Genomic DNA, 13,480 nt, shown 5'->3' with positions numbered 1-13,480 from the left:
TCTCCACCTTGTTCATCAGGGTTAATGAATGACGCCGTCAATAGTCATTACGGGCCTTGAGTAATTCCTGCAACGGTTTTGGCAGCAGGGAATGTGCCCTGTCAGTGAGTGAACGCTCATGTTTCTGCCATAAGGTACCAAGATAAATAATGAGGATGCCGATGGCTGTGAGCGACACCGGGAAGAAGGCGCTGTCTTCAAATACATTCCATGCCAGGTGCCCTAAATAAAAGGCACAACCCAAGGCACCAAAAATTACAAAGACTTTTCTTACCAGCACCACACCAATACCTATCATCAGCAGATTAATGCAGAAATAAAAAAACTTGGACAATTCGCTGTCAGAACTTTGCGAGGACAACCCGCCCCAAAAGGCCATTACTCCAAACAGATATAACCAGAACGCGTAATCACCGGAATGACGTGAGCGTACATCAACCCAAAAAGCCAACAGGACAATCGCCAATCCAAAATACATGGACACCAGGGCGCGCAATTCAAAATCAAAGGTATTTTCGCCAACAATCAGGGCTGTAATGTCCATTGACAGGTACCAGAGCGTGACGGCAATGGGCATCACCATAAAGGGATAGCGATAAATCCATGCCAGAATCACTCCCACAGCCAGGGTGCCGAGCTCCATGAAAATCCAGTTCCATTGCACATAGCGATGGTAATCGCTGTAGGTGCTTTGATCAGGCCACCAACCCATGGCCACCTGCAACCCGTAAATAGCCAATGGCGTCAAACAGATCACAAAGGTGGCACAGATGCCAGCCGGAACATGCAATTCTTTTTTTTGACAAATCGCGGCAAGACAAAGCCCAAGAATGGCATAGAGAACGGACAGGTAAAAAATGCCCCAGCCGCCGAATGCCTCCCAGCTCAGATTCATAAACAGCGTCATCGCGCCAATGGCTAACAATCCGCCAAGATAGTAAAGCACATTGGTCAAATTAAACGCAGGACCCTGCTCGGGCTGCTTCTGCAGGAACTCAAACAACGCCTCCGCCTGCTCTCTGGAAATAATGTTGGCATCAACGGCTTTGTTTAACACCCCATGCGATATTCTCATCACGCCTCCAGACCAATAGAGCAAGCCCTTTTTCCTCTTTAGAGTATAGATAGCTTTATAAAAAGTGCTTGATTAATTGGCATAAAGCGAGGAATCACGTTGCTTTTTAAGTTTGCGTACTTCTCATTCATTGACTAGATTTATTATTATTTATTCATTTTCTACAAAATAAAGGATTATTTTGATGGAAAAAGAAACCCTGTGTCAGGCCTTGTTAACGGTCAGAAATACCACCGAAACCATTTGCGAACCCTTGTTGACAGAGGATTATGTCATTCAAAGCATGCCGGATGTCAGTCCGCCAAAATGGCATCTTGCCCATACCAGCTGGTTTTTTGAAACTTTTTTGTTAACCCCAAAGTGCAAAAACTATCGTCTGTTTGATCAAACGTTTGGCTATTTATTTAACTCCTATTACCAAAGTATCGGTAAACCTTACACGCGGGCGCAACGAGGCTTGTTGTCGCGGCCAACCACGGAGACCGTTTACCGTTACCGTCGCCATGTGACGGATCATCTGCTGGATTTCATCGCACAAATGCCCCCCCAGCAATTGGAGGAGCTTACCCCGTTACTGCTTCTGGGTCTTGAACATGAACAACAGCATCAGGAGTTGCTGTTCATGGACATCAAACATAATTTTTCTATTCATCCGGATTGGCCGGCTTACCTTCTGAGGCGCGCCAGCGGGGGGGAACCTCCTGGTGAACGGCCCTTAACCTTCAGTGAATCACAAGGCGGCATGGTGCATATCGGCTTTGGCGATGACGGCTTTTGCTTTGATAATGAAAGCCCTCGGCACGCCTGCCTGCTTAGGCCCTACCGGCTGGCTAATCGTCTGATCACCAACGGAGAATACCTCGAGTTTATTGACGCCGGCGGTTATCAGCAACCACAGTGGTGGCTGGCAGACGGCTGGGATTGCGTGCAGGCCAATCAGTGGCAGGCTCCTCTTTACTGGGTCAGGCAGGATAACACCTGGCAAATCTATACTTTAAGCGGGATGGCGCCGCTTCATGCTGATGAACCGGTGGCGCATGTCAGCTATTACGAAGCCGAAGCCTATGCCCGTTTTCGTGGTGCGCGTCTGCCCCGGGAAGAGGAGTGGGAGCATTTTGTAGTGAGTAAGCCATTAACTCCGGCAAACGGCCATTTCATGGAAGAAGGCCGCTTTCATCCGGTCCATGCGGAGCCTACTCACGATCCGCAGCAGTTTTTTGGTGATTTATGGGAATGGACTGCCAGTGCCTTCTCTCCCTATCCCGGCTATCGCAACAAGAGCGGTTTTCTGGGGGAATACAATGGCAAATTCATGAGCAATCAGATGGTGTTAAGGGGAGGAAGCTGCATTACGCCGCAAAATCACATTCGTGCCAGCTACCGTAATTTTTTCCAGCCCGATAAGCGATGGCAGTTCAGCGGGATTCGTCTCGCGGCCGATAACGAAGGATAATAACATGAGCCAATACATTAAGCTTATTGATGAAGCAAGCGATGAAAAGCAGCAGCTACGGGAAGACATCCGACTCGGCTTGTCGCAAACCGACAAACAAATACAATCCAAATATTATTATGACGAGGCAGGTTCCGAGTTGTTTAACCAGATCACCCGTCATCCCGATTATTATTTAACCGGGTGTGAGCTGGAAATCCTGCGTCGCTACAAGGACGACATTTCCACACGGGTAGGCAGCGACACATTCAATCTGATTGACCTCGGGCCGGGGGAAGGCATCAAGACCGGGCTTTTAATTGAGCAGTTCATCAACGACAACCACGCCTTCACTTACGTGCCCATCGATATATCCCAAAAATTCCTCGATCATGTCATTGATCGGGTCCGTGCTCAATTTGCTGGTCTTGAAACCATTGCCTTAAACTCCGATTACCTGGTGGGGATGGGGTGGCTGATGAACAATTCCAGCGAACGCAATGTGGTCTTGTTTCTTGGCTCAAGCATTGGTAATTTTGACCTGCAAAGTACCGCCTTTTTTCTGGATAGTCTGCGCACTTTTTTGCGATCGGGAGACTATGTTCTTATCGGCTTCGACCTGCGCAAGGACATTGATATCCTTATGAAGGCCTATAATGACAGCGATGGTTTAACCCGTGAATTCAATCTCAATCTGTTAAAGCGCATTAACCATGATTTGCATGGCCATTTTAATGTCGATGCCTTCTATCATTATGGCACCTACAATGTGCATACCGGCGCGATGGAGAGTTATCTCTTGAGTCTTGAAGAACAAACCGTGGAAATTGATGATTTAAATACGGCGTTTACCTTCCGGAAATTTGAACCCATCCACGTGGAGACATCTTACAAATACCTTCGCTCGCAGGTTGAAAAACTAGCCGCCGATGCCCGATTTAAGATCGTGAAAAATTACACCGATCATCGGGGCTATTTTATCAACTCACTCTGGCAAGCCGATTGATTACGGCAGGGGTTGGCGCTCGTCGGCTTGTGTTGTTCTTAATCCATCGTCTCGCAGTTCCAGCCATACGGCGTTCATGATGGCAAAAATACAAGCCATGGCCGTGCCTAAAATCCAGGAAAAATACCACATTCTTGTCTCCTAATAAGCCGTTTCACGATTTTGAATTACCGTTTCTTCCGTGACCTTGCCGCGCAAAACGCGATAGACCCAGGCGGTGTAAAGCAGGATAACCGGCATAAAGACAACGGTGGCCACCAGCATGATGAAGAGGGTTAAATGGCTTGACGAACTGTCCCAGACGGTCAGACTCTGTGCCGGATTGGTGATGGACGGCAGAATAAACGGAAACATGCTAATGCCTACCGTCGCAATAATCCCGACTAAAGACAGGGCGCTGAATACAAAAGCGGCGACGCGGCGGGAAGCTAGCACAAACGCCATGATTGCCCCTGCAATCCCTAACAAGGGAACAGCCACCAAGACCGGGTAATTACTGTAATTGGCAAACCAGGCTGCCGGAGCCTTGATCACGGTTTTATAAAACGGGTTGGAAGGACCGTCGTGAACAACCGGACTGGTCAACACATAACCATCAATCCCACTGTAGAGGGCAATGCCACCAGCAACAAAGAGTACGACCGTCAGTAAGGCAGTGGCTCTCGCCGCTTTGCGCGCGCGCTCCTGCAAAAGGCTTGTCGTCTTTACATTTAAAAAGAAAGCGCCGTGCATGGCCAGCATGCTGACTGACAGCAAGCCGCACAACAGGGCGAAGGGATTTAACAGGGCCAAAAAGCTCCCCGTGTAAAAGGGCCTCAAGCTTTCATCGTAGTGAAAGGGGACACCCTGCAACACATTGCCGACAGCCACCCCGAAAATCAAGGCCGGCACGGCACCCCCGATAAACAATGCCTTGTCCCAGGTGTTACGCCAGACCGGACTGCTCAATTTCGAGCGGTATTTAAACCCGACCGGACGTAAAATCAGCGCCAGCAAAACCAGCAGCATGGCCAGATAAAATCCAGAGAACGACAGGGCATACAACGCCGGCCAGGCGGCAAAAATCGCCCCGCCCCCAAGAATAAACCAGACTTGATTGCCCTCCCAGGTGGGCGCAATGCTGTTAATCAGTACCCGTCTTTCCATGTCAGTTTTAGCCAACCAGGGCAGCCACATGGCAACACCGAGATCAAAACCATCCATCACCGCAAACCCGATGAGCAAGACACCGAGCAGCATCCACCAGATCACTCGCAGCGTTTCGTAATCCAAAGGCATCAATGTTCTCCTCGTAGAAGGTTATCGGGACCAAGACGGATGTATTTAAGCATCAGAAAGACTTCGATGATGGCAAGAATGGTATAAAAGAGCACGAAACCGCCGATTGACGTTAAAACCTGACCCGCACTGATCGACGAAGTCCCCATCATCGTGGGTAGAATGCCTTGTACTGCCCAGGGTTGACGGCCATATTCCGCCACAACCCAACCTAACTCCGCGGCAATCCAGGGTAACGGTAAAGACCACAGCGCAACATGCCAATACCAGCGGGTGGTATGGAGGCGGCGTTTGACGGACAAATAAAACCCCACGGCGAATAAGAGAATCAGAAAAATGCCACAAGCCGCCATGATGCGGAAAGAGAAAAACAGGGGCATGACACTGGGCTTGAGATCATGGGCCGCCTGGTTGATCTGCTCCTCTGTCGCATCCACCACATTCTCGGTGTATTTTTTCAATAAAAGGCCATAACCCAATGCGTCGCCGTGCATGGCAAAATCGGTCTTGGCGGTTTCATCGGCAGGATTTTTCTGCAAACGCGACAAAGCATCATACGCTAACATGCCTTGACGAATTTTTGCTTTCCCCTGCTCAATTAATTCGTCAATGCCCTCCAGCTGCTCATTGAATGAACGGGTGGCAATGATGCCAAGAACATAAGGGATTTTTATTTCATAATCGGTGCGTTGCATGGCCTCATTGGGTATGCCGAATAGCGTCAAATCCGCAGGCGCTTTTTCGTTGTGCCACATGGCCTCAATGGCAGCAAGCTTCATCTTCTGGTTACTGTTGGTGAGATAACCGCTTTCATCCCCTAGAACCACCACTGACAGCGCAGACGCCAGACCAAACGACACCGCCACCGTCATGGACCGTTTGGCAAAATCGACATTCCGCCCGCGCAAAAGGAAATAGGCGCTGATTGACAGGACGAAAATCGCCCCGGTCACATACCCGGCGCTGATGGTGTGAACAAATTTGGCCTGGGCCACCGGGTTGAAGATGACTTCGCTGAAATCACTGACCTCCATGCGCATGGTTTGAAAATTAAAGACAGCGCCGACCGGGTTTTGCATCCAGCCATTGGCAATCAGGATCCACAAGGCCGACAGGTTGGTGCCCAAGGCCAAAAGCCAGGTGCAGATCATGTGTTGAAATTTGCTGAGCTTGTCCCAGCCAAAGAAGAAGAGCCCCACAAAGGTGGCTTCCAGAAAGAAGGCCATTAAGCCTTCAATGGCCAGCGGCGCACCAAAAACGTCGCCGACATAGTGCGAGTAATAAGACCAGTTGGTGCCAAATTGAAATTCCATGGTCAAGCCAGTCGCCACACCCAGCACAAAATTGATGCCGAACAAAATCCCCCAGTATTTGACCAGTTGCCGCCAGATTTCGCGCCCGGTCATCACGTAGACGGTTTCCATAATGGCCAGCAACAGGGAAAGACCCAGAGTCAGTGGAACAAAGAGAAAATGATAAAGGGCAGTCAGGGCAAACTGCAGGCGGGAGAGATCAACGACATCACTACCAGGAATCATGATAACCTCAACGGATGGTTAATGGGGTACGAATTATTTCATCGACTGCGTCTCATCAGGTACAGAGGCTCCCAGTAACCATTGCCGCGCATCCATAACCGGTTTTTCAACAGGCCTGAAACACACCCACCACAACAGCACAAGCAGTATGAATTTAACAAGCAGTGTAATGGATATGTCGCGTGTCAGAGGCTTCATTTTCAATCCAAACCAGGCATGGTAATGGGAAACCCCTATATTCTGTCACCATTGCGATGCTTCAACAAGTAGTGACGTTACTCACTTTGCAAAAAGGGAAGCGTGTGCAAAACTTAAGCCCTGACTCGTATCATTTTAAACCCCAGGTAGGGCATCCATGACAGAATGTATTCACATCCATTATGAGAGCAATCCAGCACCACAGGACATCCGGATTTTGGGCGATGGCATCGTCGCTTACGCGAAATTAAAAAAAGACCAACCCACGATTACCCCTTTCGCTTTTTTCCTGCGCGATGAAACCGGCACGATCCACGGGGGCTGCCATGGCTCCATGTACTATGGCTGTTTATACATCGATCTTTTATGGATTGACGAAAGCTTAAGAAATAACAAATGGGGAACCCAGCTCATGCAATCCGCGGAAGAATTGGGCAAAGCCCAGGGTTGTCTGTTCTCAACAGTCAATACCATGGATTGGGAAGCACTCGGTTTTTATCAGAAGCTGGGCTACGACGTAGAATACAAACGTTCAGGTTACCTCAATCATTCGACACTTTATTTCCTGAAAAAAGAGTTTAGTCAACCCGATTGTAAGCGCAGGGGAGAGGACCGTGGCGGGTAAACCCGTAGACTATTGGCGAAAGGAGTTTGAAATCTATTCCTCCTGGAATCATAAATCAGAGGCCAAGGCACGCATTCAGGGCACCGTGCCCTCGACCTGGTTTGCCTGCATGGCCGCCATCAAACTCTTGTGTGACTACTCCGCAAGCTTCCGTCAAAGTACCGCGGGACTGGAAGGCGGCTATGGGATTAATCGATTTTGGGCCGGACGCTGGGGTACCCATCATGGCAATGCAGTGAGGGAAGCACTGTCTGACATGGAAAAAATGGCGACGAACCAACGCTCCATTCCCTTGTTAATGACTATCCTTAAAAAGAAACTCGACGGTAAAAGGCTCGCCTGTGATGGTGATCTTACTCGTATTCTTAAGGTAATCCAGGAAAAAACCGGCGTGACGCTCCAAAACAGTGAAGAAGCTGCATTTAATCACTGCGCAATGAAACAATAGGCTCAAGCTTCGCCGCCCGTTTAGCGGGATAAAAGCCAAAAAAGACACCTGTCGCCACCGAAACGAGAAATCCGGCGAAAGGCGGCATCCAATAAAACAGGAAGGGCCAATCGCTGAAATAAGCCATGACGCGGGTGAACAACAGGCCAAGAATGACGCCAAGAATCCCGCCCAGTAAAGACAGCATCACCGATTCCATCAGAAAAAGCGCCTGAATCTCACGGTTTTTAGCTCCCACCGCCTTGCGTATCCCAATCTCTTTTTTGCGTTCGCTGACAGAAACCAGCATGACATTCATGACGCCGATGCCGCCCACCAGCAGAGAAATGCTGCCGATGACGGCGAGCAGGAGCGTAAAAATCTGCCCCTGGCTTTCCATGCTGGCAATGATTTGTTTTGCACTGCGCGGAAACACCTGCAATTTTGGCGATTGCGCGGTAATCACTTGTTTGATGTCATCAATGATCTCATCAATCGGGCTTTCGGGTTTAAGCAATAACACGGCATTAGTGACTTTGCTGTCTTTGCTGATTAAAGGCATGCCGGCTATCGGCACAATCACGGCCTGATTGATGTCTTCATTAAAAAAGCCATTTTCCTGCCACGGCTTGGCCACGCCGATGATGGTATACAGCGCCCGTCCAATCTGCAGTTGTTTGCCAATGGGATCATCCTGCGTGACTTGCCTCATTTGCCTGGCGATGCCATCGCCAATCACACAGTAATGTTCAAACGATTCGACAAAGGAAACAAAATGGCCCTGCGTCAATTCAATATGAATGATGTCTTTCAGCGACTCATCCGCGCCGATGATCGCCCCCTGCAGGGTCTGGCCGGCAAAGCTCATGGGTTGATACGCTGTGGCATAGGGGGCAATCTGCAGGATATCTGGAATACGATCAGGCAGTTGCCGCCAAACCGGCAAGGGAACCTCGCTGGTCTCGCTATGGGATTTGCTTTGTTCTTTCTGGTAAACGGCGATGGCTAACAAATCCGTGCCCAGGGCTTTAAACTGGGCTAAGGCTTTTTCCGTGGCCAACTGGCCGCAACTGATTAAGGCAACCACAGCGGCGGTGCCCACCAAAATACCCAACACGGCCAGAAAAGCCCGCAGTTTGGCAGCACCGAGATTAATTAAAGCCTGTTGACCGTGATTGACAATGCTCATTGGCGGCTCTCGGAAACAATTTGCCCATCGGCAAGGGTAATGCGCCGGGCGCATTGTGCCGCCACCTGCTCATCATGAGTCACCATAATGATGGTGCGCCCTTCGCGGTGAAGATTTAAAAATAAATTCATGACATCGGTCCCGGTGCGCGAATCGAGGGCGCCGGTCGGTTCATCCGCGAGAATGACCTGCGGCTCGCCCACCAGAGCACGGGCAATCGCCACCCGTTGCTGCTGTCCGCCGGATAATTGCGTCGGACGATGCAGGGCAAAATCCTGCATGGACACCTTCGCCAGTGCAACCATCACCCGCTCCTCGATCTCATGCGCTGGCACATGGCGGTAAATCAGGGGCAGTGCGACATTCTGGCGTGCCGTAAATCGCGGCAATAAATTAAACTGCTGAAAAACAAACCCGATTTTCAGATTACGCAGCGCCGCCAACTCATCCTCATCGAGACCGGCGATGTTGCGCTGATTAAGCCAATACTCGCCTTCATCGGCTTTATCCAGTAAACCAATGATGTTCATCAACGTTGATTTTCCTGAACCCGAAGCACCGACAATGGCCAACAAATCGCCGTGTTCCACTCTCAGGGAAACGCGTTTGAGCACCTGACTGACCACATCGCCAATCTGATAGGTTTTGACCAGATGACGGATGTCAATTAACGGTTGATTAGCCATATTCAACGACATCGCCTTCTTTCAATCCATCATTGACAATCACCTTGTCTGCTTCGGCCGCACCGGTGGTGATCACGCGTTTTTCAAGTTCCCCCTTCGGTGTGCGAACCATCACGACACTGGCGCCTTTTTCCCGTTTCACGGCCGCTATGGGAACCATCAGGCTGGTGTCGCTGTCGACACTCAACTGGATGTTGGCGCTCATGCCCACCTTGATCCAGCGGCGTTGTTCCGGCGTTAAATTTTTCACTTCCACGATGGCATTAAAGGAAGGTAGACCGCCCCCGCTGGTTAATGACGCCTGGGCATTAACAGCCACCAGTTGGCCATGCAAACTCTGTTTACCCAAAGCGACACCGGTAATCGTTGCCTCCATGCCGGTATGAATTTTATCAATATCAATTTCGGGTACATCAATTTCCACACTGATGCCGCTTAAATCACCCACCAGGGCAATGACCTGCCCGGCTTTGACATTCGCGCCCACGGCAATACGGTTGCTTTTTTCATCCGAGGATTTTGGCGGGTAAAGCAGAACCCCTGTCGCAGGAGCCTTGAGATGAATGCGGTTGTGTTGGCTGGTCAACGCCTGACGCACCTTATCAAATTGGGAGATGCTTAAAGTCGACAGGTTCGGCTCCTTTTGATCATCCATTTTTTCAAGCATTTCGGTCAATTTGCGCGTCGCCTGCATTAAGGTCACCCGTGCGGTATCCAGGCTGGATTTTTCACTCAAATAATTGTTCTTTGAGAGCAGACCTGCGTCCCAGAGGTCCTGAGTGCCGGTGAATTTGGCCTTGGCAATGCTGAAACTGTCTTTGGCTTTAAGGTAATCGGTCAAGGTTTCATTGTACTGTTTTTGCAATTCACTGGAATTTAAGACAACAACGACCTCCTCTTTATCCACCAGTTGACCATAGTGATAGTTCATGGTTTCAACGACTGCATCCATGGGACTGCTTAAAGTGCTTTCATGCAGCGGCTGAATATTGCCGGTGAAATAGAGCGACTTGTGCAGGACCTCGGGTTTGACCACGTAACGCTGTGTATGGTCTTGTTTTATCTCTTTTTTGCCGCAGGCTGAAAGCAATAGCGCGGCCAGTAAAAGCCCCAGTAATTTTAGACTAATCTTCATTCCCCGTACCTGAGTTTAATTTGCCAATGATCCAGCGTGGTGCCAAGGACACGCTGCAGATCGGACAGTTGATTAAGGTAAGCAATTTTGGCATTGATAAGGCCCGCCTGCGCCTGAATAAGCTGGTTTTGCGTGTTGCTCACATCAAGGGCGCTGGCAATGCCCGCCTGCTGTTTTTTCTTTTCCAGTGCATAGGATTGCGCTGCCAGTTTGACCTGCTTTTCAGCCAGCACATAGCGTTTAGCCTGGCTTTGAATGTTATTAATGGTATTGGTAATGGTAGTAATCAGCGCCCGGCGCATGGCGATGAGATTAAGCCTGTCTTTTTCAAGCTTTACCTTGGCGTTAATCAATTGACTGCGGCGATTCACGTCGTGAATGGGGACCGTGAGGGTAATATTGGCCGATTCGCTGGTATTGCGGCCATTGTAAATCCCCTTCAAACCATTATTGCCATCGACATCCGTCACCATGCCGCTCTGCACGTTAGCGCCCACATCAAGCTGCCATAACTGCTGGTTTTTGGCGACGTCATATGCCCGCTTATCTGCCCGCAGCAGCATCTTCTGAGCGAGGAACTGGGCATTATGATTTAAGGCCATCTCGATCGATTGGTTTAAATCAGGAATGGTTATCTTATCCACAATCACATCACTGGGGACAGCCAGGCGCATTTGCGGGTCCAGACCAATGGTCTGCAGCAAATCCTGTGCGGCAATCTTAAAATCATTTTCCGCCTGCTCCACCAGGAGACTTAAGGATTCGATTTGATAGGATTGTTGAATATTGGCGGTGGGTTCCAGCTGGCCAGCCTTGATTTTCTTTTCATTGATCGCATAGGTTTTTTGGGCCTCATCCAATTGACGACGCTGATTTTCAAGGTTATTGCCGCTTAATATCAACGCGCGGTAGGCGCTGATGACCTGGGTGATCTGATCGCTGACCGCCTGTTGCAAATTGATTTTATTTAACCATTCACTGTCGATGGCATCCCGCAAGGCGGCCTCGTTCACACTTTTGCCAAACCCCCTGAGCAAGGGCTGGGTCACTGAAAAATTAAGGACTGGGCTGTTGTTGTTAAATGCAGTGGCATTGTTCTCGAGGTTTAGGGACAACTGCGTGCCTAATTTGGTTTTCAGGTCCACTTCCGGGGTTAATAAAAAACTCTTATTGGTGCTTTTACCAATGTCCTCGAAACGGTTGCGCTGCACGGCTGCCGAACCCGCCAGGGCATATTGCAACTCAAATTCATTGTGGGCGAGACGCAATTGATAACGCTGGATAATGCGATCGAGTTCTGCATTTTTGATGTTCGGATTGTAGCGCAGCGCTAAAAGAATGGCTTCACGCAGGGTCAAATGCCGGGTTTTTCTGGTTTTGGCATCCGGTGCGGAGGGCAGTTCCACCCAGTGATGGAGCATGTATTCGGGGTTAGCGATTGCCAGGGCCAGACGCTGCTCCGCTTCATCAAGACGAATGGCTTCCTCACCGGGTTTATCCCCCCAGCGATTAAGTGATGTCCCGTTCACTGCGGGCGCCGCAGCGGCCCATGTTAACCCGGACATCAGCAGGAAGAGCAACGCGCAGGCTGGTCGTATTTGACGCCAACTTATCCTAAGTGACACAGAAATGTAACCTTGATAACAATCATGTTTAAAATTAAACCACATTTTACCTCAATACTAAAGAGGCAGATACGCTCTCACGCGTCAACTGACCAGACGTTTACCCGCCGCATGAGCAATAAACAACCTTTTGACCAGCAGAAGGCGATCGCAGCACGAAAGCCCCAGGCCGCGGATCCACCGCACGGGCGGCAAAGGGTTGGCAAACAAGCCCTTCAATGCGTCCATCAAGGCGACACTTTGCCACACCGCATGCCGACGGTGACGCTGATAGGCGGCAAGCAGGCGCGGCGAGTTAAGCGAGCGTCCGCTGGTCAGGCAATCAAGCCAGGCACGGACATCCGCAAGGCCGATATTTAACCCCAGCCCGGCTAAAGGATGGATAGTATGGGCGGCATCGCCTAACAATAGCCAGTTTTTACCGGTGTAATGTTTGGCATGACGCATGATGAGTGGAAATTGATATCGCTCACTGCGTAACGTAACGGTTCCAAGTTTATGGGCAAACGCCTTGGCCAATTGCTGATTGAAACCGTCTTTATCCAGGTCAAGCAATTGCTGCGCCCGGGCAGGACTCGTAGACCAGACAATCGAGCAATGCCTACTGTCAGCCAAAGGCAAAAACGCCAGGGGACCATCGCTGTTGAACACCTGATACGCCGTTTGTTGGTGCGGCTTTTCGGTTTCTACCGTGGCAATCACCGCGTGTTGATGGTAGGGCCAACGGGTTAAGCCTACCCGTAATTTTTGACGTGTAGCGGAATTGGCACCGTCGGCAACAAGCAGTAAGCGGCTTTGCCATTCCATGCTCGAACTCGCGACAGTGACCTGCGGCCCATCGGTATTGACTTTAACGATTTCCTGATGTGGCAGAAGCACGACTTTACCCTGCTCCTGCAGACGCAACAACAGCGCCTGTTTAATGACGGACTCCTCAATGATCGTCCCGAGCTTGTTCTCTGCAATCATTCGGGCGTCAAAGTCAATGCTGGCGCCATTGGCGGCATCCCACACGTGCATATGCTGGTAAGGCGAAAGGCGGGACGGGACCATTAATTCCCAGACCTTCAGTTCGCGCAGCAGGGATTCCGAAGCCTGATTAATGGCATAAACACGAACATCGGGCGCGGGGCTGCCCGCTGTCAGTGAACCCGCATCGATAACCGCCATATCCAAACCGCGTTCGGCCATTGCCAAAGCCGCTGTCAGGCCAACGACGCCACCGCCAACCACGATTCCATCATAAATCACTTGCATGCGTTGTTC

General features: G+C 50.2%; 14 protein-coding genes. 4 read left to right on the top strand and 10 right to left on the bottom strand.

The window, feature by feature from the left end:
- Positions 1–37 precede the first annotated feature (37 nt).
- A complete protein-coding gene (locus DYE45_RS00325; protein WP_108291146.1) occupies positions 38–1,075 on the bottom strand; it encodes a DUF2157 domain-containing protein in 1,038 nt (345 codons plus the stop codon).
- Positions 1,076–1,259: 184 nt separating this feature from the next.
- Here DYE45_RS00325 and egtB point away from each other — a divergent pair, with 184 nt between their 5' ends.
- A complete protein-coding gene (gene egtB, locus DYE45_RS00320; protein ID WP_108291144.1) occupies positions 1,260–2,528 on the top strand; it encodes an ergothioneine biosynthesis protein EgtB in 1,269 nt (422 codons plus the stop codon).
- A gap of 4 nt (positions 2,529–2,532) precedes the next feature.
- The gene (gene egtD, locus DYE45_RS00315) at positions 2,533–3,513 is read left to right on the top strand and encodes an L-histidine N(alpha)-methyltransferase (protein WP_108291142.1); all 981 of its coding nucleotides are present in this window, start codon (positions 2,533–2,535) and stop codon (positions 3,511–3,513) included.
- On the opposite strand, the gene cydX is transcribed toward egtD, so the two are convergent.
- Genes cydX through cydP form a run of 4 tightly spaced genes read right to left on the bottom strand, consistent with a single transcriptional unit; the run spans position 3,514 to position 6,527 of the window.
- Positions 3,514–3,645: a cytochrome bd-I oxidase subunit CydX gene (cydX, locus tag DYE45_RS00310; RefSeq protein ID WP_108291140.1), complete on the bottom strand. Its 132-nt coding sequence runs from the start codon at positions 3,643–3,645 to the stop codon at positions 3,514–3,516.
- A gap of 9 nt (positions 3,646–3,654) precedes the next feature.
- The gene (cydB, locus tag DYE45_RS00305) at positions 3,655–4,791 is read right to left on the bottom strand and encodes a cytochrome d ubiquinol oxidase subunit II (RefSeq protein WP_115300245.1); all 1,137 of its coding nucleotides are present in this window, start codon (positions 4,789–4,791) and stop codon (positions 3,655–3,657) included.
- On the bottom strand, positions 4,791–6,329 hold the full coding sequence (locus DYE45_RS00300) for a cytochrome ubiquinol oxidase subunit I (protein WP_108291136.1): 1,539 nt from the start codon (positions 6,327–6,329) through the stop codon (positions 4,791–4,793). The genes cydB and DYE45_RS00300 overlap by 1 nt, the downstream gene beginning before the upstream one ends.
- Before the next feature lie 33 nt (positions 6,330–6,362).
- Positions 6,363–6,527, bottom strand: a complete 165-nt coding sequence (cydP, locus tag DYE45_RS14740; RefSeq protein WP_165481678.1) for a cytochrome oxidase putative small subunit CydP — start codon at positions 6,525–6,527, stop codon at positions 6,363–6,365.
- Between the two features lie 157 nt (positions 6,528–6,684).
- Here cydP and DYE45_RS00295 point away from each other — a divergent pair, with 157 nt between their 5' ends.
- Together DYE45_RS00295 and DYE45_RS00290 are read left to right on the top strand one after the other, a co-directional pair.
- On the top strand, positions 6,685–7,152 hold the full coding sequence (locus DYE45_RS00295) for a GNAT family N-acetyltransferase (RefSeq protein WP_242602665.1): 468 nt from the start codon (positions 6,685–6,687) through the stop codon (positions 7,150–7,152).
- Positions 7,142–7,600, top strand: a complete 459-nt coding sequence (locus DYE45_RS00290; RefSeq protein WP_108291134.1) for a hypothetical protein — start codon at positions 7,142–7,144, stop codon at positions 7,598–7,600. Before DYE45_RS00295 ends, DYE45_RS00290 begins: the two co-directional genes overlap by 11 nt.
- On the opposite strand, the gene DYE45_RS00285 is transcribed toward DYE45_RS00290, so the two are convergent.
- From DYE45_RS00285 to DYE45_RS00265, 5 genes are all read right to left on the bottom strand, one after another.
- The gene (locus tag DYE45_RS00285; RefSeq protein ID WP_108291132.1) at positions 7,575–8,768 is read right to left on the bottom strand and encodes an ABC transporter permease; all 1,194 of its coding nucleotides are present in this window, start codon (positions 8,766–8,768) and stop codon (positions 7,575–7,577) included. The two genes, DYE45_RS00290 and DYE45_RS00285, sit on opposite strands and share 26 nt — an antisense overlap.
- Complete coding sequence (locus DYE45_RS00280; RefSeq protein ID WP_108291130.1) at positions 8,765–9,454, bottom strand: ABC transporter ATP-binding protein; 690 nt, start codon at positions 9,452–9,454, stop codon at positions 8,765–8,767. The genes DYE45_RS00285 and DYE45_RS00280 overlap by 4 nt, the downstream gene beginning before the upstream one ends.
- Entirely contained in the window at positions 9,447–10,589 is a 1,143-nt protein-coding gene (locus DYE45_RS00275; protein WP_108291128.1) for an efflux RND transporter periplasmic adaptor subunit, read from the bottom strand. Before DYE45_RS00275 ends, DYE45_RS00280 begins: the two co-directional genes overlap by 8 nt.
- Positions 10,586–12,154 carry a TolC family protein gene (locus tag DYE45_RS00270; protein WP_108291394.1) on the bottom strand — a complete coding sequence of 523 codons (1,569 nt, stop codon included), beginning with the start codon at positions 12,152–12,154 and terminating at the stop codon, positions 10,586–10,588. Before DYE45_RS00270 ends, DYE45_RS00275 begins: the two co-directional genes overlap by 4 nt.
- Positions 12,155–12,298: 144 nt before the next feature.
- Positions 12,299–13,471, bottom strand: coding sequence for an FAD-dependent monooxygenase (locus DYE45_RS00265; RefSeq protein ID WP_108291126.1), 1,173 nt, complete (start codon positions 13,469–13,471; stop codon positions 12,299–12,301).
- Between the last annotated feature and the right edge of the window lie 9 nt (positions 13,472–13,480).

The organism is Legionella taurinensis (assembly GCF_900452865.1).
GTDB lineage: Bacteria > Pseudomonadota > Gammaproteobacteria > Legionellales > Legionellaceae > Legionella_C > Legionella_C taurinensis.
Note: the sequence above shows the minus strand (reverse complement) of the source record. Positions and strands in the feature narration are given on the sequence as shown.